Annotated in this window: 22 protein-coding genes; 2 read left to right on the forward strand and 20 right to left on the reverse strand. The window is 65.4% G+C overall.

The genetic code is table 11. The features are described 5' to 3' along the window. Nucleotides 1-200: 200 nt before the first annotated feature. The 14 genes from ACQP1O_RS28930 to ACQP1O_RS28995 all read right to left on the reverse strand — a co-directional run bounded on the left by ACQP1O_RS28930 (nt 201) and on the right by ACQP1O_RS28995 (nt 12,074). Complete coding sequence (locus ACQP1O_RS28930; protein ID WP_433561596.1) at nt 201-1,826, reverse strand: MFS transporter; 1,626 nt, start codon at nt 1,824-1,826, stop codon at nt 201-203. A gap of 140 nt (nt 1,827-1,966) precedes the next feature. Further along, on the reverse strand, nt 1,967-2,887 hold the full coding sequence (locus ACQP1O_RS28935) for an SAM-dependent methyltransferase (protein ID WP_433561597.1): 921 nt from the start codon (nt 2,885-2,887) through the stop codon (nt 1,967-1,969). 206 nt (nt 2,888-3,093) lie between these two features. After that, entirely contained in the window at nt 3,094-4,356 is a 1,263-nt protein-coding gene (locus ACQP1O_RS28940) for a beta-ketoacyl-[acyl-carrier-protein] synthase family protein (RefSeq protein ID WP_433561598.1), read from the reverse strand. Next, the gene (locus tag ACQP1O_RS28945) at nt 4,353-5,240 is read right to left on the reverse strand and encodes a cupin domain-containing protein (protein ID WP_433561599.1); all 888 of its coding nucleotides are present in this window, start codon (nt 5,238-5,240) and stop codon (nt 4,353-4,355) included. The genes ACQP1O_RS28940 and ACQP1O_RS28945 overlap by 4 nt, the downstream gene beginning before the upstream one ends. Further along, nucleotides 5,240-5,497: an acyl carrier protein gene (locus ACQP1O_RS28950; RefSeq protein ID WP_433561600.1), complete on the reverse strand. Its 258-nt coding sequence runs from the start codon at nt 5,495-5,497 to the stop codon at nt 5,240-5,242. The genes ACQP1O_RS28945 and ACQP1O_RS28950 overlap by 1 nt, the downstream gene beginning before the upstream one ends. Continuing rightward, on the reverse strand, nt 5,498-5,881 hold the full coding sequence (locus ACQP1O_RS28955; RefSeq protein ID WP_433561601.1) for a TcmI family type II polyketide cyclase: 384 nt from the start codon (nt 5,879-5,881) through the stop codon (nt 5,498-5,500). A 625-nt stretch (nt 5,882-6,506) separates the two neighbouring features. Beyond that, nucleotides 6,507-6,854: a hypothetical protein gene (locus ACQP1O_RS28960; protein ID WP_433561602.1), complete on the reverse strand. Its 348-nt coding sequence runs from the start codon at nt 6,852-6,854 to the stop codon at nt 6,507-6,509. 181 nt (nt 6,855-7,035) lie between these two features. Then, nucleotides 7,036-7,956: an SAM-dependent methyltransferase gene (locus ACQP1O_RS28965; protein WP_433561597.1), complete on the reverse strand. Its 921-nt coding sequence runs from the start codon at nt 7,954-7,956 to the stop codon at nt 7,036-7,038. A 68-nt stretch (nt 7,957-8,024) separates the two neighbouring features. Continuing rightward, on the reverse strand, nt 8,025-8,741 hold the full coding sequence (locus ACQP1O_RS28970) for a class I SAM-dependent methyltransferase (RefSeq protein WP_433567830.1): 717 nt from the start codon (nt 8,739-8,741) through the stop codon (nt 8,025-8,027). A gap of 64 nt (nt 8,742-8,805) precedes the next feature. Next, complete coding sequence (locus ACQP1O_RS28975; protein ID WP_433561603.1) at nt 8,806-9,165, reverse strand: antibiotic biosynthesis monooxygenase family protein; 360 nt, start codon at nt 9,163-9,165, stop codon at nt 8,806-8,808. Continuing rightward, a complete protein-coding gene (locus ACQP1O_RS28980) occupies nt 9,162-10,415 on the reverse strand; it encodes a beta-ketoacyl synthase N-terminal-like domain-containing protein (protein WP_433561604.1) in 1,254 nt (417 codons plus the stop codon). The genes ACQP1O_RS28975 and ACQP1O_RS28980 overlap by 4 nt, the downstream gene beginning before the upstream one ends. Nucleotides 10,416-10,524: 109 nt before the next feature. Beyond that, the gene (locus ACQP1O_RS28985) at nt 10,525-11,412 is read right to left on the reverse strand and encodes a cupin domain-containing protein (protein WP_433561605.1); all 888 of its coding nucleotides are present in this window, start codon (nt 11,410-11,412) and stop codon (nt 10,525-10,527) included. Continuing rightward, on the reverse strand, nt 11,412-11,669 hold the full coding sequence (locus ACQP1O_RS28990; protein ID WP_433561600.1) for an acyl carrier protein: 258 nt from the start codon (nt 11,667-11,669) through the stop codon (nt 11,412-11,414). Before ACQP1O_RS28990 ends, ACQP1O_RS28985 begins: the two co-directional genes overlap by 1 nt. Continuing rightward, a complete protein-coding gene (locus ACQP1O_RS28995; protein WP_433561606.1) occupies nt 11,670-12,074 on the reverse strand; it encodes a TcmI family type II polyketide cyclase in 405 nt (134 codons plus the stop codon). A gap of 276 nt (nt 12,075-12,350) precedes the next feature. Between ACQP1O_RS28995 and ACQP1O_RS29000 the strand changes: the two genes are divergently transcribed. Further along, a complete protein-coding gene (locus ACQP1O_RS29000) occupies nt 12,351-17,819 on the forward strand; it encodes a biotin carboxylase N-terminal domain-containing protein (RefSeq protein ID WP_433561607.1) in 5,469 nt (1,822 codons plus the stop codon). A gap of 19 nt (nt 17,820-17,838) precedes the next feature. Here the strand turns inward: ACQP1O_RS29000 and ACQP1O_RS29005 are convergent, their stop codons facing one another. The 3 genes from ACQP1O_RS29005 to ACQP1O_RS29015 all read right to left on the reverse strand — a co-directional run bounded on the left by ACQP1O_RS29005 (nt 17,839) and on the right by ACQP1O_RS29015 (nt 22,450). Continuing rightward, complete coding sequence (locus ACQP1O_RS29005) at nt 17,839-20,106, reverse strand: serine/threonine-protein kinase (RefSeq protein WP_433561608.1); 2,268 nt, start codon at nt 20,104-20,106, stop codon at nt 17,839-17,841. A 157-nt stretch (nt 20,107-20,263) separates the two neighbouring features. After that, on the reverse strand, nt 20,264-21,223 hold the full coding sequence (locus ACQP1O_RS29010; protein WP_433561609.1) for an amidohydrolase family protein: 960 nt from the start codon (nt 21,221-21,223) through the stop codon (nt 20,264-20,266). A gap of 78 nt (nt 21,224-21,301) precedes the next feature. Continuing rightward, on the reverse strand, nt 21,302-22,450 hold the full coding sequence (locus ACQP1O_RS29015) for an amidohydrolase family protein (RefSeq protein ID WP_433561610.1): 1,149 nt from the start codon (nt 22,448-22,450) through the stop codon (nt 21,302-21,304). A gap of 95 nt (nt 22,451-22,545) precedes the next feature. On the opposite strand from ACQP1O_RS29015, the gene ACQP1O_RS29020 reads away from it, so the two are divergent. Further along, nucleotides 22,546-23,193: a TetR/AcrR family transcriptional regulator gene (locus ACQP1O_RS29020; RefSeq protein WP_433561611.1), complete on the forward strand. Its 648-nt coding sequence runs from the start codon at nt 22,546-22,548 to the stop codon at nt 23,191-23,193. Nucleotides 23,194-23,195: 2 nt separating this feature from the next. On the opposite strand, the gene ACQP1O_RS29025 is transcribed toward ACQP1O_RS29020, so the two are convergent. Genes ACQP1O_RS29025 through ACQP1O_RS29035 form a run of 3 tightly spaced genes read right to left on the reverse strand, consistent with a single transcriptional unit; the run spans nt 23,196 to nt 26,145 of the window. Beyond that, entirely contained in the window at nt 23,196-23,393 is a 198-nt protein-coding gene (locus ACQP1O_RS29025) for a hypothetical protein (RefSeq protein ID WP_433561612.1), read from the reverse strand. Next, a complete protein-coding gene (locus tag ACQP1O_RS29030; RefSeq protein WP_433561613.1) occupies nt 23,390-25,120 on the reverse strand; it encodes a bifunctional 3-(3-hydroxy-phenyl)propionate/3-hydroxycinnamic acid hydroxylase in 1,731 nt (576 codons plus the stop codon). Before ACQP1O_RS29030 ends, ACQP1O_RS29025 begins: the two co-directional genes overlap by 4 nt. Then, nucleotides 25,117-26,145, reverse strand: a complete 1,029-nt coding sequence (locus tag ACQP1O_RS29035) for a VOC family protein (RefSeq protein WP_433561614.1) — start codon at nt 26,143-26,145, stop codon at nt 25,117-25,119. The genes ACQP1O_RS29030 and ACQP1O_RS29035 overlap by 4 nt, the downstream gene beginning before the upstream one ends. Nucleotides 26,146-26,147 lie beyond the last annotated feature (2 nt).

Genomic DNA, 26,147 nt, shown 5'->3' on the forward strand with positions numbered 1-26,147 from the left:
CCATGTGGCTGATTTCGCCTTCGCCAGTTTCTTGTTGTAGCAGGTGAGTGCGGCGGCCAGGGCGGGGAAGGCGCAGAAGTGGACGCCTTCGCGCTCGACGCAGGTTGAGCCGGAGAAGGATTCCCACACGGTCGGACAGCACGTGGATCTTCGAGCCGGACTTGCCGCGATCGACCGGATTCGATCAGGAAGTTCGATGGTCAGAGATCGCCCGGATCGTGGTGTTCGGCGCGTCGGGGCACCGCGAAGAATCCCGCGAAGACGGCGGCGAGAATTCCTACGCCCCACCACAGCGTGAGCCCGAACGTGTGGGAGAAGTTCTCGGCATTGGCTTTTTTGCCTGCGTCGCTGAGGATTTCGGTGACCCGATCGGGCTTTCCAGGCCGGGCGGACGGACCCTGGAGAGCCTGGCAGCTCGCAGGGGTCTCGGCGGGGTTGGTGCCGGCCGATCTGTCCTGCACGCATGCCCGGAAGCCGGAGAGGGCCTGCGTCTGCGCCTGTGTGTTCAGGCCGGCCGCGGTGAATTCGGTGCGGACCTGGGGTGCGACCACGTCGACGCCGCGGCCGGAACCACTGTCGAGCTGGGCGAAGAAGACCACGCCGGCGAGTGCGACCCCGAGTGCGATGCCGAGCTGCTGAGCGGTGTTCAGCAGACCGGACGCCGAACCGGCATCGTCCTCGGGGACCTCGGCCAGCACGAAATCGATGGTCGGCGAGACGACCAGGCCGAAGCCGAGTCCCGAAATGACCAGCGGCGCAATCATTTGCCACGAGGTGATCGCGGGACCGTAGTGCCACGCGGCCCACACGTAGCCGGCGAAGCCCGTCGCATTGAGCAGTGCTCCCGCCATCAGCACTCGCCGCCCGTACCGGGGTACGAGCACCTCCACGGAGATGCCTGCCGCCGCGGCAGCGCCGAGAGCGAACACGCCGAAGGTCAGACCGGCCCGCAGCGGCGACCAACCGAGGCCGACCTGCATGTAGAGCGTCCAGACAAGAAAGAATCCACCGAGCGCGATCCAGAAGATCAGCCAGAGCACACTCCCGATCGAGAACGACCGCCGCCGGAACAATCCGAGCACGATCAGTGGTGAACCGATCGTCCGGGCGCGCCGGTATTCGTGGACGACGAGGACCGCGAGCATCGCGACCGCTCCCGCCATCATCGCGAAAGTCCAGGCAGGCCAAACGAATCGACGCCCTTCCGTGAGCGGGTAGACCAGCATCGCGACTGCGGCGGTGGCGAGGGTGGCGCCGACGAGGTCGAGCTTCGGAGCGGTCGCGGACCTCGATTCGCGCACCACGAACAGGGCCGCCACGACGGCCGCGATACCGACCGGGACGTTGACCAGAAAGATCGGCCGCCACTGGAGGTCGAACACATTCCAGTCGACGAGCACACCACCGACGGTCGGCCCGACCACTGCCGCCGATCCGACCACGGCACCGAAGATGCCCAGCACCCGGCCGCGCTCGTCGCGCGGGAACGTGACGTGGATGATCGCGAGGATCTGCGGCACCATCAGCCCCGCGGCTCCGCCCTGGAGAAACCGCGAGACGATGAGCATGCCGGGGCTGACGGCGATACCGCACAGCGCCGAGGCGAGGGTGAACCCTGCAACGCCCGTCAGGAACAACCGGCGGCGGCCGTAGATATCGCCGAGCCTGCCGCCGGTGATGAGGACTGCCGCGAACGCCAGCACGTATCCCGCGACGATCCATTCGAGCTGCGCATACTGCGCCCCGAGGTCACGTTGGATGCTCGGCACCGCGACATTGACGATGGTGGAATCCAGCAGATCGATGAACCCCGCGACGAGGACCACGGCGAGCGCGATCCACCGTCTGCGGTCCGGCGACGTGCTGGGTGCGGAGTTGTCGCGGTCGGGTGAATCCGCATCGTCACGGTCGCACTGTATGGCGGCACACCTGCCGTCCGGTCGGGCTTGCGGCATCGCCACGTGGGTTATTTCCGTATGGTGGCGAGGCTCATCAGGGACGGGTCGAAATGCCCCACCGGACCCTTCCCCGCAGGCACCGCACGCCCGAGAGATGCCAGATAGTCGACCAGACCGGTCGCGGCACCACTCCAGCCATGAGGCAGGAACCATTGCACCGCTTGGGTTTTACCCTCGTTATAGATCAAACCCGCCCACTGCGCACCACGACCCTGGTCGTAACTGTCGGGATCGGTCGACGGAGTAGTCATCGCCGCATACACACCCGAATCGATCGTCGCCATCTCCTCGATACCCAGCCAACTACCAGGAGCCGAAAGCGCGTTCAAAGTCTCGAACAACTGACTCTGAGCATCCGGAGTCAGGTAGATGACCAGACCCTCCACGAGCCACGCCGTCGGAACCGACGGATCGAAACCGTTCTCACGCAACGCACTCGCCCAGTCATCACGAAGATCGACCGCAACCTCGTGACGCTCGGCAGTGGCCCGCGCACCGGCATCGGCAAGCACCTCACGCTTGAAATCGAGCACCTGCGAACGGTCCAGTTCATAGACGACCGTGCCATCCGGCCACGCCAGCCGATACGCACGCGAATCCAAACCAGCCGCAACGATCACCACCTGACGCACACCCGCATCGGCCGCCGAACGCAGATAATCATCGAAATACCGGGTCCGCGCCGCCTGGAAATTCTGAAACAACGGCCCGAAACCAGGAGCACGCAAGGGATGATTCTTCGTCTGCTCCGCATCAGCAGCGAACAACGCCGCCCACTCGTCACCCGCGGCACGACAGAACACCTCCGCGAACCGATCCACAGCCAACGCCTGCGGATCCCGAGCCGCCAGACCACGCGCCGCCGCGACGAACAACGCCGTCGCACCCACACTCGTCTTGATATCCCAGGAATCATTGTCATTACGCATAATCAACACTCTTCTCCAGCCACTACCGGGCTGATATTTCGGTGGGGATGGGGCAACTCCGCCAGAGCAACTCGGCCGTCTGCACGGGCCGCAGCATACGTAGCCGCCACGATGATGAAATTCAATTAGTGTGTGCCGGTGAAACATTCACGCATCGGTACGACGATGCCCGTGTTTACCGATCCCGGTGATCACTGCACGGCGGTTCATCGCAACTCCTCCGGTCGTGTGAAGACCATCGCGGACTGGAAACCGCCGAACCCACTCCCGACCGACAGAGCCGTATCAACGGTGCCGGTGCGCGCGATGTTCGGGACGTAGTCCAGATCGCATTCGGGGTCTCGGTGACTCCAGTTGGCGGTCGGCGGGATCACCCCGGTGTCGATCACCAACGCGCAGGCCGCCATCTCGATCGAGCCGATCGCGCCGAGCGAGTGCCCGATCATCGACTTGATCGAGCTGATCGGAACCTCGTACGCGGCGGCACCCAGCGCCTTCTTGAAGGCCGCTGTTTCATGGCGGTCGTTCTGCTTCGTGCCCGAGCCGTGAGCACTGATGTACCCGAGCGCGTCGGGGTTGAGCCGTGATTGGTTCATCGCATCCGTGATGGCCATACTCATCTCCAGCCCGTCCGGGCGCAGTCCGGTCATGTGGAAGCCGTTGCAGCGCGAGGCATACCCACCGATCTCGCAGTAGATGTGGGCGCCCCGAGCCAGCGCGTGGTCGAGCTTCTCCAACATCAGCACCGCCGCGCCCTCCCCCAGCACGAAACCGGCCCGGGTCAGATCGAACGGCCGCGAGGCATGCGCGGGATCGTCATTGTCATCGGTGGTCGCCCGGATCGCGTCGAACGCCGCGACGGAGATCGGCGAGATCGGTGCGTCCGATGCGCCCGCGAGGACGAAGTCGGCGTCACCGTCTTCGATCATGTGCAGCGCGTGACCGATCGAGTCGATCCCGGACGTGCAGCCCGTCGAGACAACCGTTGCCGGACCGTGCAATTCGAAGTATGCCGACACCTCGGCGGCCATGCTGCTGGGGACGAGGGCCTGATACAGGTAGGGCTGCACGGAGCCCTCGTCGACCAGCCAATCCCGGCCACGGTCACTGGCGACCACATAGTCGTTCTCCAGGCTGATGGTCGCTCCGACCGCCGACCCGAGCGATACTCCGAACATGTCACGCGCGGCGTCGGACAGCTCCAGACCGCTGTCCTCGAACGCCTCGCGGGCGGCAACGAGAGCGAACTGGGTCATCCGATCAGAGCGGCGCACCTGCCTGGGCGACAACCCGTATGCCTGCGGATCGAAATCGCATTCCGCCGCCACCTGAGAGCGAAACCCGGTCGGATCGAAGGAACTGATCCGGCGGGTCGCTGTTCGCCCGGCCGACAAACGGTCCCAGAACGAACTGCGTCCGATCCCGCCCGGAGCGACGACGCCGACCCCCGTGACGGCGACGCGGGTCATCGCGCTCTCTCCGCGGTGCCGGAGGCGGCCGCCGATAGTTCCGTGTCCACGTGACCGAGTTCGGGTCGTGGGGCGAGCGGTCCGAGATGGAAGACGATGTTTGCCGTCCCGGTCCCGGTATTACGCACCCGGTGCCGGACACCGATCGGCACGAACAATCCCTGCCCCGCGGACAACGACCACTGCTCGTCGTCGAGGTCGACGGTGAGATCGCCCTGCACGCAATACAGGAACTCCTCCGAATACGGGTGATAGTGCTCGGCGATACGCTCACCCGGCTCGAGCGTGGCAACACCGGTGAAACCGGACGTGCTGCCAACGGTTTTCGGGCTCAACACAGTCCTGATCTCACCGCCGCGACGGCGGTCGGCGGGCAGGTCGGCGATATCGACGCGGCCCGGCCGGATGTTCGGCGTGGCGATCGTCTCGGCCGCGGCGTTGTGGCGCTTTTCGACCTTTTCTTTGATGAGCTGCATCTGGATCACACTGTTGGTGTTGATGCGATCGGTCATCCCCGCATCATCGATCGGTGCACCCTCACGCATGTGGAAGTCCTGCACCCAGGTCATCCGAGTGCCCGACCCGAACTCGGAATAACTCCAATGGATCCGCATGTACTCGAACGGCCCGGTCTCCACCCGATGCGCGTCCACGGTCCGATTCACCCGATCAACGGTCCGCTCACTGACCCAGCTCCACACCTGCCCCGCCTCGTCCGGATGCATCGTGAGCCGGAAACGAACCGTGTCACCGTCCTCGGCGAGAACATCGACCGCGGCATACTCGGAGAACAGATCCGGCCAGACCCGCACATCATTGGTCGAATCCCACACCACCTCGAGCGGCGCATCGATGACGATCGAATTTTCCGTATGTCCCGACATCACGCAGCCTCCCCAACGAACGCAAGCTCGACATACCGAACCACGTCACCACCGGTCATCCCCAGCAGCTGAGCAGGCAACCTGACATCGAAATCACGCTCCACAACACTCTGAATCTCGAAGACCGCCAACGAATCCACACCGATCTCCTCCAGAGTCAGCGCATCCGCCCTCTTCAACTCGGCCGGACCGATATCGACCCCGACATGCTCATCCAGGATCCCGCGCAACGTTTCGATCGTGAATACATCCGACATTTACTTCTCTCCCTTACCTCGTGTAGTGAAACCGGAACCCAGCGACGGACCGGTCTGTGGTGTCCAGCTGTAGAACATGCGAGCGCGGGCATCCTCCGGAGACAGCCAGTTCGCAAGGTAGGGCGAAACGAACTCGCTCAACCGGGCACTCACCCGGGCGAATTCCGGATGCCGCGAAGCCCTGCCAATCGCGGCGCCACCTGGCTCGGCGGTCTCCACCAAGTGCACATACAGATCATCCAGAGCCCACAGTTCACGCCGGGTCACACCCGCAATCGCCGGCAGATCCGTCGACGAATCGGACTCAGCGAATATCTCGCCAACGTGGAAAATAGCGTCCGGACGTACATGAGCAACGATCAGCGAACGATGTGGAATCACCATCGACCTTCTCCTACATGAGCTTTGGTGGGGAACCTGGAGCCCGATATCTGTCTTTCCGGGATACGACAAAGCTACGAGTTCAGACCGGTCGGTATCTATCACCGTGCGGTTGCCTATCCGCCCGCCTGGGGTGAGGACAATCAACACCTAGGTGGCACCCGACAGTGAGGCGACAGTTGACGACTTTCGCGGTGCCGTTGCACGGGACACTGAGCCGATCCCACCAATTTCGTTGTGCCGCTGACGATTCGATTATTCCGGAGCTTCGGCATATCGCCGGACGTCGACAGCCGAGCGGCACGCGTGGGTGGTCACCCGATGGCGCAGCCGTGTCCTGTCGCCATTGGAAACAAGCGTTGTTCGTACCGGTCTGCAGATACTGCGCGTGGAGTAGTTGACGGCACCGGCCTGGTCAATGGCCGAGCTGGGAGATCGCGTTCCGGAATTCGGTATCGATGGCGTTGTACACGCATGAATGGAGAACGGATCCGTCCCCGAACATCAGCAAGACGTAGCTCCCCGAAATGTTTCGGTATGAGAATGGGCGAAAGAAGGGCCACCCCCGGCCGGCGCCGCAACCGTCCGGGCAAACCGACGCGGGATGCCCTGATAGCGACGCACCAGCTCAGTGCCAGAGCACGGCCACGCACACATTGGCGATCGCCAGCGAGCCGGCTCCATTCGCCGACCATGAAATCACCTTGTCGCGCTTGGCGTAGTGTCCGAGTTCGGCCAGGCCCGCCACCGCGACCCCGAGCGCCAGCTTGACCACGATCTTGGGCATGAGCAGATGCTTGTCCAGCGAATGGATGAAGTGGGCCATGAGGACCATCACCAGACCCGTGACGACAAGCGCCCGTGCACCCCACAGCATCCACTCGGACACCTTCGGCCGCGCGAGGGCATAACCGCCGATGACCGCCGCCATACAGAGCAGATGGATGACGACCACCAGGTTGTAGACGAATGTCATGGCTCCACAGGCTAGACGCCCGCTGGTTCGTTCGGGGTTTGCCATGCGGTCGGGTCGTCGAGGTGGCGGCCGCAGGCGCCGTCGGGGGCTTCGCCGGGTGCGATTGCGTGTCGGCCGTCGGCAGGACGGAGTCCCGGCATGTGTTGCGGCTGGCGATATAGATCGCGAATCGCCACGTGGGTTATTTCCGTATGGTGGCGAGGCTCATCAGGGACGGGTCGAAATGCCCCACCGGACCCTTCCCCGCAGGCACCGCACGCCCGAGAGATGCCAGATAGTCGACCAGACCGGTCGCGGCACCACTCCAGCCATGAGGCAGGAACCATTGCACCGCTTGGGTTTTACCCTCGTTATAGATCAAACCCGCCCACTGCGCACCACGACCCTGGTCGTAACTGTCGGGATCGGTCGACGGAGTAGTCATCGCCGCATACACACCCGAATCGATCGTCGCCATCTCCTCGATACCCAGCCAACTACCAGGAGCCGAAAGCGCGTTCAAAGTCTCGAACAACTGACTCTGAGCATCCGGAGTCAGGTAGATGACCAGACCCTCCACGAGCCACGCCGTCGGAACCGACGGATCGAAACCGTTCTCACGCAACGCACTCGCCCAGTCATCACGAAGATCGACCGCAACCTCGTGACGCTCGGCAGTGGCCCGCGCACCGGCATCGGCAAGCACCTCACGCTTGAAATCGAGCACCTGCGAACGGTCCAGTTCATAGACGACCGTGCCATCCGGCCACGCCAGCCGATACGCACGCGAATCCAAACCAGCCGCAACGATCACCACCTGACGCACACCCGCATCGGCCGCCGAACGCAGATAATCATCGAAATACCGGGTCCGCGCCGCCTGGAAATTCTGAAACAACGGCCCGAAACCAGGAGCACGCAAGGGATGATTCTTCGTCTGCTCCGCATCAGCAGCGAACAACGCCGCCCACTCGTCACCCGCGGCACGACAGAACACCTCCGCGAACCGATCCACAGCCAACGCCTGCGGATCCCGAGCCGCCAGACCACGCGCCGCCGCGACGAACAACGCCGTCGCACCCACACTCGTCTTGATATCCCAGGAATCATTGTCATTACGCATAATCAACACTCTTCTCCAGCCACTACCGGGCTGATATTTCGGCCTATCTTCGGTGAACAGTTCGGTCGTCAAGCTCGATGCGGATCGCGCGCGGAGAAGAGGCAGACGACACCTGACTGCTGGATATGTACCTCGGCGAATCGCGCCTTCAACTCGCGCGAGAAGGCCTCGATGCTGTCCTCTCTATTGCCGAATACTTTTTCTCGATTCAGGTAACGCATCAGTGCGCGTGACCATGGGGTATGATCGCCGCTTTCGCCCAGAATAGTACTTCCGAATACCCGGGCACCGGGCGCGAGATGAGGTATCACGTGGTCGAAGACCACCGATTTCTGCGCGACCGTACCGGGCAAACAGTGCAAGAGAAAGTTCATCCCGACAGAATCGAATCGTGCGGCAGGATCGAGGTCCAGTGGTTCGAAAACGTTGCTCTTACAGATGGTGGGGTGATAGCGCTCGATGCGTCTCGCGGCGGTCTCGAGCACTACATCATTCAGATCCAGCAATGTAATCGACGGATTCGGCGGGAGTTGGCAGTTGTCCAGAAACCATCCCGTTCCCGGGCCGATGTCGAGATGGCGACCGGCGATATTGGCGTCATAGTGCGCCAGCATTCTTGTGCGTGGACATCGCCAGATCCAGTGGCTCACCGGCCCTAATACTGTCCGGTCATACACGGCCAACCCTGACCGAGTGTAGTGCTGGGCGCCGGCCCGAATGCGTGCGGCAGTCGGTGCCGAGATGTCTTTTTCAGATTTGTTCGATACGACTTTCGAAATGCGCATGATGATCACTTCTCCGACCGTGTCGGGTTGATGTTTCGGTGGTGATGGGGCAACTCGGCCTGATCTACTCGGCCGTCTCGCGGGCTGCGGCGGTCGTGGTCGCCACGATGGTGAACTTCAATGACCTTGCGGCGGTGAAACATTCACGCATCGGACCGACGAGCGTGCGGTGTTCCGGCGTGGCTTCCCAGTCGTAGAAGTCCTGGAGGTCTTGCCACTCGCTCGTGATCAACCACTGCTCGGGATCGGTCGCCGATTGGCAGACCTGGTCGGCGATGTGCCCGGGAACGCCCTCGGCGACAACGTGCCGGATGTCCTCGTAGGCAGCAAGGAATCTGTCTTGCCGTTCCAATGGCACGGTGATCAAGAAGACGACACGACCCCGCCCGAGACGGCTGCCGCTGGTGCTCTCGTTGTCGTTCACTGTGAGACTCCTTCGGGTCGGCGCAGAACCAGCGCACTGTTGAAGCCGTCGTATCCGCGTGCAGCGACGGCGGCGACGTCGACGGCTGCTCGCTGCGGAGCAACGACGAAATCGAGTTCGCATCCCGGGGCCGGATCGGGCAACGCCCCGAACGCGGGCAGAGTTCGTTCCCGCATGGCCAGCACAGCGGTTGCGACGTCGAGCGCGGAGCTGCCCTGGGAAGCTCTGCCCAACAGTCCTTTCTGACCGGTGACGGGTACCCCGTCAGGGAAGACGGTGCGGATCGCGTCGGCTTCGGCCCGGTCGGCAGCCGGCACACCGACCGCGTCGGCGAACACGACATCCGTGTGCCCCGGCGAGGTCTGCGCCCGGTCCAGCGCTCGCTGCAGTGCGGCGGCAAGGTACCTCGACGGCTGCTCGACTGTCGTGTCGCCCCAGGGGCGGGAGGCACGTCCGTCCTGGGTGGCCGCATACCCGGCGATCTCCGCGTACACGTACGGTGCGCCGCGCCGTAGTGCGTGCTGCTCTTCCTCCACGACGAAGATGGCGCCGCCTTCGGCGGGGACATATCCGGCGGCATCGGCGTCGAAGGGCAGATATGCGCGTGCCGGGTCCGTCTGCCGACTCATCCATCCGCTGCGGCGCGAGGCCGTGAGCGCGTAGGGGCACAGTGGCGCCTCGGTGCCGCCGGCCAGGACGATGTCGGCGGCGCCGCGACCGATCGCGCGCGCGGCGTATCCGAGGCTGTCCAGGCCGCCCGCCGCTTCGGCGACGAGCACGCTCGACGGACCCTTCATCTGATGCAGAATCGAGGTTTGTCCAGCGCTTGCCGCATAGAACCAGGCGATCGATTGATAGGTGCCGACGGTGTGCGTCGTTCCCGACCACAGCCGCTGCATCTCCCGCTGGCCGAAATGATTTCCGCCCGTCGAGGCAGCCAGGGCCACCGACTGCCGGTACGGATCGACGGTGGACGGATCGAGCTCGGCATCGGTCAAGGCCTGTGCTGTCGCCGCCAGCGACATCCACGTCCATCGGTCGGTCTGCACGATCAGACGGCGGTCCAGGTACTTCTCCGGCACGAAGTCACGGACCTCTCCGGCCAGCGTGGTCGAATACGCGGAGGCATCGAAATGAGTGATCGGTGCGATCCGATTCTCGCCTGCCACAACGGTTTTCCAGTGTTCGCTCGCCGAGTTTCCACTCGGGGCGACGACACCGATCCCGGTGATCACTGCACGGCGGTTCATCGCAACTCCTCATCACATTCGGGGTCTCGGTGCGCGGCGACGACAGCGACCTGGGTCATCCGATCCCGCCCGGAGCGATGACCCCGACCCCCCGTGACGGCGACGCGGGTCATCGCGCTCTCTGCGTGGTCGCGGTGCCGGCCTCAGACTGTTCCGTGTCCACGTGGCCGAGTTCGGGTCGTGGGGCGAGCGGTCCGAGGTGAAAGACGATGCTCGCGGTCCCGGTCCCGGTATTACGAGTCCGGTGCCGGACACCGATCGGCACGAACAATCCCTGCCCCGCGGACAACGACCACTGCTCGTCGTCGAGGTCGACGGTGAGATCGCCCTGCACGCAATACAGGAACTCCTCCGAATACGGGTGATAGTGCTCGGCGATACGCTCACCCGGCTCGAGCGTGGCAACACCGGTGAAACCGGACGTGCTGCCAACGGTTTTCGGGCTCAACACAGTCCTGATCTCACCGCCGCGACGGCGGTCGGCGGGCAGGTCGGCGATATCGACGCGGCCCGGCCGGATGTTCGGCGTGGCGATCGTCTCGGCCGCGGCGTTGTGGCGCTTTTCGACCTTTTCTTTGATGAGCTGCATCTGGATCACACTGTTGGTGTTGATGCGATCGGTCATCCCCGCATCATCGATCGGTGCACCCTCACGCATGTGGAAGTCCTGCACCCAGGTCATCCGAGTGCCCGACCCGAACTCGGAATAACTCCAATGGATCCGCATGTACTCGAACGGCCCGGTCTCCACCCGATGCGCGTCCACGGTCCGATTCACCCGATCAACGGTCCGCTCACTGACCCAGCTCCACACCTGCCCCGCCTCGTCCGGATGCATCGTGAGCCGGAAACGAACCGTGTCACCGTCCTCGGCGAGAACATCGACCGCGGCATACTCGGAGAACAGATCCGGCCAGACCCGCACATCATTGGTCGAATCCCACACCACCTCGAGCGGCGCATCGATGACGATCGAATTTTCCGTATGTCCCGACATCACGCAGCCTCCCCAACGAACGCAAGCTCGACATACCGAACCACGTCACCACCGGTCATCCCCAGCAGCTGAGCAGGCAACCTGACATCGAAATCACGCTCCACAACACTCTGAATCTCGAAGACCGCCAACGAATCCACACCGATCTCCTCCAGAGTCAGCGCATCCGCCCTCTTCAACTCGGCCGGACCGATATCGACCCCGACATGCTCATCCAGGATCCCGCGCAACGTTTCGATCGTGAATACATCCGACATTTACTTCTCTCCCTTACCTCGTGTAGTGAAACCCGAATCCGATCGGTTCGGGATCTCCAGCCTCGGACCGGATTCCGGTGTCCAGCTGTAGAACATGCGAGCCCGCGCATCTTCCGGCGACCGCCAGTTCGCCAGATAGGGCGAAACGAAGCTGCTCAATCGGGCACTGACCCGGGCGAATTCCGGATGCCGCGAAGCCCTGCCAATCGCGGCGCCACCTGGCTCGGCGGTCTCCACCAAGTGCACATACAGATCATCCAGAGCCCACAGCTCACGCCGGGTCACACCCGCAATCGCCGGCAGATCCGTCAACGAATCAGACTCCGCGAAAATCTCACCAACCTCGGAAATAGCATCCGGACGTACATGAGCGACGATCAGCGAACGATGTGGCTGAGATACCATCGACCTTCTCCTACATAAGCTTTCGTGAGGAACATGGAACCCGACATCCGTCATTTCGGGGTACAACCAAACTACGAGTCAAGACCGGTCGGTATCCATCACCCTCGAGGCCCTGCGACTCGTCCCCAGGGTGAAGACAATCGACACCTAAGGTGACGTCCGACGGTGGGACACTTTTTGATGACACTCTCGGTGCCGTTGCGCGGCACACCGTCGAAGCGGTGTTAACAATGAACGCCGACGACGCGATTCGCCGACACGAGAATGGACGCAGAAATGATCCAGCGGATTGCCATAGTCAATAGGGGCGAACCAGCAGTGCGTCTGATCCGGGCTGTCCGCGAGCTCAATGCCGAGTACGACCACGGGATCCGCACCATCGCCCTGCACACCCATGAAGAGCGGCGTGCGCTGTTCGTCCGCCAGGCCGACGAGACCGTCACCCTGCGGCGCAACGGCACCACCAATCCCTACCTCGACTACGCGGAGCTCGAGCGCGCGTTGATCGAGGCCGCGGCCGACGCGGTCTGGGTGGGCTGGGGCTTCGTGGCCGAGGACCCGGCGTTCGCCGATCTCGTCAGCAAGCTCGGCATCACCTTCATCGGTCCGTCCTCGCACGCCATGCGCCTGCTCGGCGACAAGATCGAGGCCAAACTGCTGGCCGAGAAGGTCGGGGTGCCGGTCGCCCCCTGGTCCGGTGGCCCGGTCGAGACCGGCGCCGACGCACGCCGGCACGCGCACGCCATCGGCTACCCGCTGATCGTCAAGGCCCGCTCGGGCGGCGGCGGCCGCGGCATCCGCAAGGTGTACGCCGAGGACGAACTCGATCTCGCGCTCGAACGCACTCAGCGCGAGGCCGAACGTTCGTTCGGCGACCCCGTCGTGTTTCTGGAGCGCCTGGTCACCGGCGCCCGCCACATCGAGGTCCAGGTGATCGCGGACAGCCACGGCACGGTGTGGGCGCCCGGCGTGCGGGACTGTTCCATCCAGCGCAAGAACCAGAAGGTGATCGAGGAATCCTCGTCTCCGGTGGTGACCAGGGACGAGGCCGATCACCTGCGCAAGGTGTCCGCCGACCTGGTGAAGGCGGCCGGCTACTGCGGCGCCGCCACCGTCGAATACCTCTACCAGCCCGACCAGCAGCGGTTCACCTTCCTCGAGGTGAACACCCGCCTCCAGGTCGAGCACCCGATCACCGAGGCCACGACCGGCCTGGACCTGGTCAAGCTGCAGATCCACGTGGCGTCTGGTGGCGCACTCGACGGCGACTGCCCGACGGAGTTCGGCCACGCGATCGAGGCCCGGCTCAATGCCGAGGACGCCGACAACGGCTTCGCTCCGGCACCCGGCCGTCTGGAACTGCTCAGGTTCCCGCTGGGCTCGGGCCTGCGGGTGGATACCGGCATCGCCGAAGGCGACGTGATCCCGCCGGACTACGACTCGATGGTGGCCAAGGTGATCGCGTGGGGCCGCAACCGCGACGAGGCGCTCGCCCGGCTGCGCACCGGGCTGCGCGAGACCACGGTCGTCGTCGAGGGTGGCACCACCACCAAGTCGTTCCTACTGGACCTGCTGAGCCGCCCCGAGTTGATCTCCGGCGAGGCCGACACCGGCTGGCTGGATCGCACCGGCGCCGGCACCGCGGCCGGCCCGACCGCAGTCGCCGATGTCGCGCTGCTGGCCGCCGCGATCGACACCTACGACACCGAGGAATCGCACGAGCGCGCCGCCTTCCTCTCCTCCGCACGCGGCGGCCGCCCACGGGCCAGGCACGCTATCGGGCGGACGGTGGAGCTGTCCTATCGCAACCAGCCCTACACGCTGGTTGTCGGCCAGGTGGATCCGCGCCGCTACCAGGTGAGCGGTGATTCCGGTGACCTGGAGGTCGTCGTCGATCGGCTGAGCGCCTTCGAAAGCCGCTACGCGATCGCTCACCGCCGCCACCACGTCGTCTCGGTGGCCGGGCCGACCGGCTACCTGGTCGAGGTGGATGGCGTCGGCCACCAGATCAGTCAGGACGAGGCCGGGATCGTGCGGGCGCCCGCGCCCGCCGTCGTGGTCGCCGTGCCGGTCGCCGTCGGCGACGAGGTCGAGGCCGGCGCCACCCTGGTGGTGCTGGAATCGATGAAGATGGAGACCGCCGTCCGCGCCCCCGGTCCGGGCCGGGTCCGGGAGCTCAACGCCGTGGTGAACTCACAGGTGGATGCCGGTGCGCCACTGCTGCGCGTGGACACCATCGATACCGGTGATGCCGTCGCGAACGCCGCCGAGACCCGCCGCGTGGAGTTCGCGCCACTCGAGCAGGTCCGCGGCGACGCCCGCTCCGAGGCCTTCGTCCGGCTCGACGCCCTGAGCGCCTTGCTCACGGGCTACGACGTCAGCGCCGCCCGGGCCCGCACGCTGCTCGAGGAATACAACGAGCTGCGCAACGAGCTGTCGGAGGACGACCCGGAGCTGACCCGGGCGGAACTCGCGATCCTGACCACCTTCGCCGATGTCTGCGAGCTGGCCCGCAACCGCCCGACCATCGGCGAGAGCGAGGTGCCCGACCCCGTGCACAGCCCGCGCGAGCACTTCCACTCGTTCCTGCAGTCGCTCGACGTGGATGTGCAGGGATTGCCGGACCCCTTCCGTGCCAGGCTTTCTCGTGCGTTACGCCACTACGATGTGACCTCGCTCGACCGCACGCCCGAATTGGAGGAGGCGGTCTATCGCCTGTTCCTGGCCCTGCAACGGATGGACAACCAGGTACCGGTGATCGCCGGGGAACTCGAGCGCTGGCTGGCCAACGCCGACGAGCGCACCGCGGAGGTGCCCGAGCTCAGGGAGGTGCTCGACCGTCTCATCCTGGCCACGCAGCTGCGTTACCCGCTGATCGGCGACGTGGCACGCACCCTGCGCTTCCGGGTATTCGACGAGCCGCTGATCCGCGCGGCCCGCGAGGATGTGTACGACAAGGTGCGCGGTAGCCTCGCCTACCTGGCCCGGCGGCCCGGCGCCTCCTTCTACGCGCGGCGCGTCGCGGCCATGGTCGACGCCCCGGAACCGTTGACCGGCCTACTGGGGCAATACATCTCGGACCCGAACCCACTGCTCGAGGTGATCACCCGGCAGTACTACCGGATCCACGACCTCGACGATGTGATGACCTTCGACCGCTCGGGCCGGCACGTGGTCACCGGCACGTTCGAGCTCGCCGGGGAGCGGCTGCACCTGGTCTCCACGGTGGCCGAGCATGCCGACCTGGCGGCCACGCTCGACGTCGTGGCCGACGTGGCGGGGCCGAATGTGCCGAATCTGGTTGTCGACGTCTACATTTCGTGGCAGGACGCACCGGCCGACGGGGACGAGCTGTCGGCGGCGCTGCGCACCGAACTGGAAGCGCATCCGCAATCGGGCACCTGGCGGCGCATCTCGGTGGCGGTCCTGGACGGCGACACGGCCGACGTCCGGCACGTCACCTTCCGCCGCACGGAATCCGGGCTCGCCGAAGACCTCATCATCCGCGACATGCATCCGCTCACCGGGCAGCGTCTGAACCTGTGGCGATTGAAGAACTTCAACGGCACCCGTCTGCCCGCGCCGTCCGGCATCTATCTGTATCACTCTGTCGCAAAGCACAATCCTGCCGACGAGCGCTTCATCGCACTCGCCGAGGTACGCGACTTTTCCGCCCAGCGCGACGAGAACGGCGAGATCGTGACCGTACCGGCGATCGAGCGCAAGATCGCGGCGTGCCTCGACGGCATCCGCCGGGCGCAGACGCAGCGTGAGCCGAAGCGGCTGGACCACAACCGGATTGCGCTGTTCGTCTGGCCGGTGATGGAGATCCCGGCCGACCGCATCGAGGTGATCGCGCGCACCATCGCGCCACTGACCCTGAGCGCCGGACTGGAGGAGATCACCGTCATCGGACGCCTCTCGACGGGCCCCGACGGCACGATTCGCGATGTGGCGCTGCGCTTCTCGTATCAGTCGAGCGACGAGATCAGTTTCGCGATCACCGAGCCGCCCACCGATCCGCTGCGCCCCCTCGACGAGTACGCCCAGCGGGTGCAGCGTGCCAGGGCTCGCGGCACCGTCTATCCGTACGAACTGATTCCGCTGCTGACCCGCGGTCGCGGCAGCTTCACCGAACTCGACCTCGACTCCTCCGGAAAGCTGGTGCCGGTGGACCGCCCGTACGGCCGCAATACGGCCGGCGTGATCGTCGGGCAGGTAACCACGATCACCGACCGTTATCCCGAGGGCATGACGCGCATCGCCCTGTTCGGCGACCCGACCAAGGCGCTGGGAACCGTCGCCGGGGACGAATGCGCACGCGTGGTCGCCGCCATCGATCTCGCGGAAAGCCTTGGCGCGCCGGTGGAATGGTTCACGCTGTCCTCCGGTGCCACCATCTCGATGGACAGCGGCACCGAGAACATGGACTGGGTGTCGCGCGCGCTGCGCCGGATCATCACCTTCACCCAGGGCGGCGGCGAGATCAACATCATCGTCGCGGGCATCAATGTGGGCGCCCAGCCGTATTGGAACGCCGAGGCGACCATGCTGGCGCACACCAAGGGCATTCTGGTGATGACCCCGGACAGCGCGATGGTGCTCACCGGCAAGCAGTCGCTGGACTACTCCGGTGGTGTCTCCGCCGAGGACAACTTCGGCATCGGCGGCTACGACCGGGTGATGGGCCCGAACGGCGAGGCGCAGTACTGGGCGCCGAACCTGACCGCCGCCTGCGACATCCTGTTCGCGCACTACGAGCACGCGTATGTCGCTCCGGGCGAACGTTTCCCGCGCCGGGCGATCACCACCGATCCGGTCGACCGCGACGTGCGCAGCTACCCGCATGTGCACCGGTCCAGTGACTTCAGCCTCGTCGGCGACATCTTCTCCGCCGAGCAGAACCCGGAGCGCAAGAAGCCGTTCGATATCCGCACGGTGATGCGGTCGGTGGTCGACCAGGACCACACGGTGCTGGAGCGGTGGGCCGACATGGCCGGCGCCGACACCTCGGTGGTGTTCGACGCCCATCTGGCCGGCTATCCGGTGACCGTGGTGGGCTTCGAATCTCGCACGATCCAGCGCAAGGGCTGGGTTCCGGCCGACGGCCCGGACACCTGGACCTCGGGAACCCTCTTCCCGCAGTCGTCGAAGAAGACGGCCCGCGCGATCAACGCCGCCAGCGGGAACCGGCCGGTGGTGATTCTGGCGAATCTCTCCGGTTTCGACGGCTCGCCCGAATCACTGCGCAACATCCAACTGGAATACGGCGCCGAAATCGGCCGCGCGATAGTCAATTTCGACGGCCCGATCGTGTTCTGCGTGATCTCGCGCTACCACGGCGGGGCGTTCGTGGTCTTCTCCGGCGCACTCAACGACAATATGGAGGTGCTCGCGGTCGAAGGCTCGTTCGCCTCGGTGATCGGCGGCGCACCCGCGGCGGCGGTCGTGTTCTCCCGCGAGGTGAACAACCGCACCGCGGCGGACCCGGAGGTGCGCGAGCTCGAGCAGCGGATCGCCGCCGACGGCGCCGAAAGGGCCCGGCTACGAGTCGAATTGGCCGCCCGGCAGGCCGCGGTGCGGTCGGACAAGCTGGGCGAGGTCGCCGCCGAGTTCGAGGCGATCCACACCATCGCGCGCGCCCGCGAGGTCGGGTCGGTGCACTCGATCATCCCCGCGGCGGCGCTACGCCCGCAGATCGTCGCGGCCATCGAGCGCGGCATGGCCGGCGCAGTGGCCTCCTAGCGTCCCGCGCCGGGAGTTGTCATGCGACCTCGATGCCCGATCGCTTCTCGACGACCCGTTCGAGGGCCCGCAGGTCGGCCTCCAGTTTTCGGAACAGCCAGTACGTGGCCACGAACGCGAGCCCGGTGATCACGCACAGCCACAGCACCGTATCCATGATGCGCGCACGCTCGTCCTGCCCGAGGTAGCTCAATCCGGTGACCACGGCGACCAGGGGCACCGATGCGGCGATGCCGAGGTAGACCGTGCTTCTGCGGCGCAGCGCGTGCAGGTGGGCGGCATCGCGAGCAGTCGTGTGGCCATAGCGCAAGTAGATCGGGTACACGCAGCGGACGATGTAGAACGTCTGCACGAAGAACGTGTAGGAAACCGCGAAGGCGGCACACACCAGCACGAACTCCACCGAATGCACCAGCAGCCGCGGCGGAAGGCGGACCACCGTGGCGAGCAGGACCACGAACACCCCCGCGCCGATCGTCCAGAACACGAGGCCGAAACCTGCGTCGAGGTCGCCCCAGAGCAGGGTGAACGACCGGACCCGGGCCAGCGTCGCCTCGTCGTAGCGTCTGCCCTTGCGCAGGCCACGTGGCACCGCGATCAGATGCCGACATATGTAGAACCAGCTCACGACGGCCAGAGGCCAGGCGATCAGGTGGAAGAGGTTCGTCAATCGGAAGAGCTCCGAGCGGATGGGACCGGACAAGAGCCCACTGCCGAACTGCACGGTTTGCCCGTACAGGTAGCCCGCCGCCAGGCCGTCGGCGACCAATGCGATAAGCCACAGGATCGGGACGTAGTGGGGCGAAAGCCGTGCCCGCCAACTGTTCTCCGGTGGATAGACGAGGTCACGGGCCCGCGCGTCGAGGCACAGATCCAGCTGCAGAGCCAATTCCGATCCGCTGCCGTAACGGTGCTCACGCTCCGGCGACAGGCACGTCAGCAGCACCTGCCGCAGCGCCGCAGGACAATCGCAGGGAACCTCGGACAGGAACCGCGCATCGATGGGCCGGCGGCGCAGTTCGAGCATGCGACCCAGCGACGTCTCCGACATACCCGCGCAGTCCTCGTCGGCGAACGGGATACGCCCGGTGAGCAACGCCCACAACATGACAGCCAGCGCGTAGATGTCGCTACGCGTGTCGAGATCACCGGCGGTCCCCGGTAGCTCCGGATGGCACGCTTCGAGCTGCTCGGGCGACATGTAGGCCAGCGATCCACCGAAATACGCCAGCGGACTCGTACCCCGGATATGTTGGCTGAAGCTGACATTGAAGTCGGCGAGCTTGGGTATACCGTCCGCACTCAACAACACGTTCGCCGGTTTGATGTCGCGATGCAGCACCCCGCGCCCCGCGGCGTGCCCGAGCGCATCAGCGAGTCGGCGACCCAGCCAGGCGACCGTCTCCGGCCACGTCATCGCCGCGATCCGCGCCCGCACCGCCGTCTCGGCAGGACGAACCTCGCCCTTGTCCTTGAGCACCCCATCGATCGCATCGAGCAACACCTGCCCACTACGGGCCTGCACCGGGGTCGACCGCAGCCGAGTCAGCACATCGAGCAGCGTGCCACCCGGCAGATACTGCATATAGAGCAACTTGAGCTCGCCATCGGCGATCAGACGCTGGTCGAAGATCCGCACGATGTATTCGTGGTCCAACTGGGCCAGGGTCTCCGGCTCGGTGCCGTGATTGTGCGAAATCTTCACCGCGACCAGCCGCTGCATCGAACGCTGCCGCGCGAGATACACCCGCGCGAACGCACCCTCCCCGATCATCGTCAACAGATCGAAATCCCCGACCCGATCCCCCGGATTGATCGCCCCGAGAGCAACCTGCGCGCTCGGACGAGCAACCATCGTGCTGCGATATTCGGTCGTGTCCAGCTGGGCCGGAACCCGACCGATCTCGGTGGCCGCGGGCCCGGGACCCCCGGATTCGGTCGACTCCTCCCCCGCAACAGGCTGCGAGCCGCGACGCAGGGCATGGTACTCCTCATAGACCAGATCCGCCGGCGGCGGGCCACTCCGCAACTCGGCGTACTGCTCGCAATACTCGGCGAGCCGCTTGGGAAAATGATGCCGAACCCAGCGATTCTCGAGATCGACCTTGATCAACTCCACCAACACCGCACGCCGGTCGGCATCGGCCTCGGGAAGGTACGCCGACAGGTCCGGAGGACACCCCGACACCGTCCACGCCTGCGAAAACCGCGACACCGCCCCGGCAAGCGCCGTACGGCTCCGTTCAGCCGGATCGATAATCAGATCCTGCAGCGACTCATGTGCCACATCGATACCCCGAAACGCGCATCCCCCAGGTGTGGCCCCCACACGAGGTTCGACAACCACACCGAAATATCCGACACAGCCTTGGCGCCATCCACCCTCACCGGCACCTCCAAAGCCTATCGCGCAACCACCGAGCACACACCAGCACGCGAGGCCCTCAAGCCTTCAGCCGGGGAAACAACGCCTCCGCGTTGCCGCGGTCGATGGCCGCGCGCAGGGAGTCGTCCAGCGGGTAGTTCTCGTATTCGTGAATGATGAAGTCGACCGCGGCGGGCGGGGCGAAGGGGAAGTCGCTGCCGTAGGTGATGTGGTCGGGTTCGGCGACCGCCAGCAGGCTCGGTAGTGCCGCGGGAGAGGCGGACAGGGCGACGTCGTAGTAGAACCGCTTCAGCACGGTCGGGTCGACGGCGGCCTCGTCGGCCGGAAGTGGCTGCTGCGCAGATGTTTTCGCGACGAACATCGCCAATAGGATCCGAGAGGCGATGTAGGGGACGAATCCGCCCGCATGGGCGAGAATGAATTTGATGCCGGGATACCGGTCCATGGCGCCGGACAGGATGAGACTGAGCGCCGTGCGGGTGGTGTCGAGCAGGAAGTCGGCCGCGAAGCTCGGGATGCCCGGCACCGGCGCGGCCGGCAATTCACCGGGATGAATGAAGACCACGCTCTCGCGCTCGTGCAGCAGTTCCAGCAGTGGCGTGAACTCCGGATCCCCGAGGTATCGGCCATTATTGTTCGCCAGCAACACGATCCCGTCGGCGTGCAGGGTGTCGAGCGCGTATTCGGCCTCGGCCAGCGCGCCGTCCACGTCCGGCAGCGTCAGCGTGGCGAAGAGCCCGAACCGGTCGGGTCGCCGCCGCACGATCTCCGCCCCGTATTCGTTCACCTCACGAGCCCAGGTCCGGGCTTCGGCGTTGTCTCCCAGAAAGACTCCCGGCGTGGACAGCGACAGGATGCCGGTCCGGATGCCACGGCGATCCATGAAATCCACGGCCTCGGATTCCGACCACTGCGGTAGATCGATGCCACCGGGACGAATTCCCCTGGCGTGCAGCAAGTCCGCGTATTTCGGCGACACGAGATGTTGATGGGTGTCGATGCGGTTCGCGTGTCCCACGGTTTCTCCTCCTTCAGGGACGATTCACGGTCGGCGAAATATTTCGGCTCGCCTCGCAGTGCGAGCCGAAGCCACAGGTCACCCGTCCACTGCCTGTGCGAGCCGGGGAAGCTGTCGTAGCGGGTTGCGCCGTTCGACCTCCATGCGCTGATCGGTATCGAAGATATCGCTCAGCCCCGGAGCAGGATCGTGTGTCCCCGATTGCGGGAGTGTCATGGCACTGAACGGCCAATCCGAGCCGAAGACGATGTGTTCGCGAGCGGTGACCGCGAGCACGCTCGACATGGCCGCGGCCGAACCGCTCAGCGCCGTGTCGTAGTAGAAGTTCGAGATCTGCCGCGCGGTATCGAGCAGCGAGGGCTTCGGCCACCCCTGCGGCCACATCTGCCCCACCACGGTTTCCGAGGCCACACCGACCCGCCAGGACAGGAAGGGCAGGGTGCCACCGGCGTGGGCGAGTTGGAAGCGAATATTCGGGTACCGCTGGGTCACTCCGGTGAGCATCATCATGGTGGCGGCACGGGTGGTGTCGAAGGTGAATTCCTCGAGGAAATCCGGCAGCGGCAGTACAGGTTTCGCAGGGCCGGGGATGGCCGCGGGATGGACGAAAACATAGGCGCGGCGCTGTTCGAGTGCGATCATGAGCGGTTCGAAACGCGGATCGCCGAGGTAGACGCCGTCGTAGGCCGACAGCAGGATGACGCCGTCCAGATGCAGCTCATCCAGGGCGTAGATCGCCTCCTCGATGGCGGCCGGGATATCGGGCATCGGCAGTACCGCGAACGCGCCGAATCGGGTCGGGTCGGATTTGAAAAGCCCTGCCGCATAGGTGTTGCAGTAGCGGGCCATGTCGGCGGCTTCCTTGCCGGACAGGAACGATACGCCCGGGTCGGACACCGAAAGCGCTTGCGCTTGAATGCCGTAGTAGTCCATGAACGCGATCGCGGCTTCCGGCGACCATTCGGGCGTCGGGTAGCCACCGATGGTGAGGTGCCCGTGCTCGAGCAGTGCGGCGCGGTAATCGGGCGGCAGGAAGTGCGCATGCAGATCGATGCGGTAGGCGCCGATGGGCGCGGGCTGCTGGGCGCGGGCAGGAGTCGTGAGGTCGATCGGCATGGCCGCAGCGGCTGCCGCGGCGCCGAACGTACCGGCGACAACGCCGCCCAGAACCCGGCGGCGGCTCATGATCGCCGGCGGCTGCGGGAGGGATTCGCGCACTTCGTTCATCACTTTCTCGGGGAACTGCGGGCGGGAGGGCGAAATCGTGTCTGATGGATTTCTCAGGTATGATTCGTATACCGTTTTCGACCGGAAGTGAGTCCATGGCAGCCGAACCCGTCACTCGAAATCGCATCGACCGGCGGCGCGAGCGCACTCGCAATGCGCTCCTGGGAGCAGCACGGAAGTTCTTGTCGGAGGGGCGATCCGCGGTCAGCATTCAAGAGATCACCGACGCGGCCGATGTCGGTTTCGGATCCTTCTACAACCACTTCGACTCCAAGGAGCAGCTCTTCGACGAGGCGGTGCGTTCGGCGCTGCAGGTCTACGCCGAACTGCGTGACGGCATCGTGGAGCTCTACGACGACCCGGCCGAGGTGTTCGCGGTCAGCTTCCGGATGACCGGGCGACTGCAGCGGCAGATGCCGGAAATGGTGAAGGTGATCCTGCATTCCGGCATGTCGATCCTGCTGCGCGAGGAGGGCCTGGCCCCGCGCGCCCGCCGCGACATTCTCGCCGCGCAGGAGGCGGGCCGCTTCGAGCCGATGGATGCGGACATGGCGATCATGGCCGCCGGCGGCGCCCTGCTGGGCCTGCTGCAGCTGCTGGACGCCCAGCCGGATGCCGACGCCGACGCCCGCACCGACGAGATGGCCTTTCACGTGCTGCGCATGTTCGGCATGAACAAGCGCGCCGCGCAGAAGCTCACCAGCAGTCCGCTGCCGCAGTTGCCGCAGCTGCCGGAATCCTGAGCTCACCCCGCCCGGCCACCGATCAGGTCGAGGGCGATATCCACGATCAGCGACGCCATCGGTCCGAGCGCGCCGAGAGCACGATCTCCCCGGGCCCGCAGCGGGTCGCCGAAGTCGCGGGCGGTGCGGGCGGGGCTCGGAGTGCCGAGGCGCGTAGCGGCGGCCCGCACTGCGGGCGAATCGGTCACGATGGTGGTCACATGGCCTCCTCGAGGTGAGGTTCGGTCGCCGCGGAAGTCTCGAGCAGCCTCGGCACGGAAACCCCGAGCTGACAGAACAATTCGGCGATCAGCGCGCCGCCGCGACCGCGGTCCGCGCCGCCGAAGACATACCGGTCGGGGCGGAGCAGGAGCAGCCCGCCGATGCCGATGCCCGCCTTGGCGAAGAAGCGAGTCAGCGCCCCCGTGTGGTCCTCGACGTCGACATAGTCGGCACCGGCATTGCGGCCGTCGCCGGGCTTGCCCTGTGGCCGGCCGCCGAGCGGGTAGACGGTGACGAACCGGGCGCCCAGCGCGCGCAACGCCGCCAAGTCGTCCGCGCCGAGTTGGGCACGCGGGTCGACACCGTAACCGATCACCGAAAAGCCCAGGCCCAGAACATCATCGAAACGACGGTGGTGTCCGTCGTAGGTCCGGATCTCCGGCTGCGGGGCGAGTCCGCCTTCGACTCCACGCCATCCGCGGCGAGGCAGGCCGAGGTAGGCGTCGCGGCGGAAGCGCGGCGCCGGCCGCATTTTCGCCTCCCGAATCCATCCGCTCAGCCCCGGCACCCGCAGCGCGGTGGTCAGCGCGAGGTCCCGGGCCGCCGCGATCAGCTTGTTGTCCACGGACACCAGCGCCTTGTTGAACACCGACAGATCGATCATGGCCTTTGCGTGCGGGCGGCGCTCGGATTCGTAGCTGTCCAGAATCGACTGGCTCGCACCGTATTCGATGATCGCGGCCAGCTTCCACGACAGATTGTCGGCATCGCGCACGCCCGAGTTCATGCCCTGACCGATGAACTGCGGGGTCATGTGCGCGGCGTCACCCGCGATCAGGATCCGCCCGACCCGCCAGCGGTCGGCGATGACCGCGTTGAAGGTGTACACGAGCTTACGCAGCACCTCGACCTCGTCCGGGTTCACGAAGCGTTCGATGTGGCGGCGGACGGTCTCGTCGTCCTCCATCTCCTCCTTCGTCTGCGTGTCGTTGAGCATGAACTCGAATCGGTGGTGCCCGTCCGGCTGCGGACAGGACACGATCGGCAGCTCCGGATCACAGACGAAATCGAAGTACGGCAGATGCCGGAACGCATCCACGCCGTCGCGGGCCTTCAAGTCCACGACCAGCCAGCGTTCCGGGAAGCTGGTGCCGGTCATGTCGATTCCCAGTTTGGTGCGCACCACGCTGCGGCCGCCGTCGCAGCCGACCAGGAACTTCGCGCACACCCGCTCGGCCGTGTCCGGGTCGCTGCTCGGCACGTGCTTGCCGTAACCGGTGCCATGGCACTCGGCGTGCACGACGGTGACCGTGTCCGCGTCCTGGCTGAAGTCGACGACTTCCCGGCCGCGGCGCACCGTCACGTGCGGGTACCGGTCCAGCGCGCGTTCGAGCGTGTTCTCCAGGTACGGCTGGTACAGGAAGTTCACCACCGGCCAGCCCAGCCGACGTTCGGTCTGCTGGAACTGGATCAGCACCCGCCCGTCTGCGCGCACCCACTGCACGGCCGAGTCGACGTTCATGTCGGCCGCGAGTTCGTCTGCGGCACCGGCGGTTTGGAAGATCCGCATGCCTTCGTCGTCGGTGTAGACCGCCCGCGCGAGACCGTAGTACTCGGGCTCGCGTTCCAGGACGAGCACGCTGACGCCACGCCGGCCGAGCAGATTGGCCAGGGTCAGGCCGCTCGGGCCGAGACCCACGACCACCACGTCGTAGTCGGTGTTCATCGGATGCGTCCTCCTGCCAGTTCCGGCACGGTGATCTCCGGCGTGCGCACGGTGCGCAGCGCCTGGCGGAGCTGGCCGAACCGGTCCAGCACCGTCTCCCCCAGCGGGGTGTGTCCCCACTTGCTGATGCCCTGGTAAGTCGTCGGCTCCCAGGTGGATTCGAGTTCCGGGCCGATGATGATCGGGTTCCAGCCGACCTCGAGTTCGAAGCCCGACGGAGTCACGCTGTAGTACGACAGCTGGCGATCGTTGGTGTGCTGGCCGACCGACCACGCCATCCGGAAGCCCAGCTCCTGCACCCGCTGGAAGGAGGCGAGCATGTCGTCCAATGTCACGGACTGAATATTGATGTGCTGCACCCGGGTCCGGATCGGATCGATCTTCACGCCACGCAGATTGGCGATGGCAATCGAGTGGTGACGCTCGTTGACCCGCAGGAAACGGATCTTCATCTTCAGCCCGGAGACGTTCTCGTCGATGTAATCCGACAACCGGGAGTCGAAAACGGTCTCGTAGTAGCCGCGCAACGCCTCGGGCTCCCGCGAGACGATCGCGACGTGCCCCATGCCGGCTTCACCGGTCACCCAGCCGGAGCTGAGCATCCGCAAGGGCTCGCGGGTGGTCACCGGCACCGTGAAGATCTCCTGCACCATGCCTTTCGGCCCGGCGAAGCGCCACAACCGCTCCACTCCGCGCAGTGCAGCCTCGTCAGCGGCGCCCTCGGCGATCGGCACGCCGCGATCGGTGACCCGGGCGATGATGCGATCGAAGGTCTCGTGGTCATCGATCTGCCAGCCGAGTGCGGTCACGTCCTCGGCGGGACCACGCTGGACGAGGAAGCGACAGGTGTGTTCGTCGAGGCGGAAGCGCAGACCGGCGCCGTCGAGGGCGTCGACGTGCATCCCGATCGCGTCGGCGCCGAAGCGTCGCCAATCGGCCTGCCGATTCGACTGCACGACAATGTATCCCAGATGCACCGCGCCGAAGACCGAGCCGTCCGTGTTGGGACGCAGGAACTCGCTCACGG

Source organism: Nocardia sp. CA-151230 (genome assembly GCF_050942175.1).
In the GTDB taxonomy this organism is placed as follows: Bacteria; Actinomycetota; Actinomycetes; order Mycobacteriales; family Mycobacteriaceae; genus Nocardia.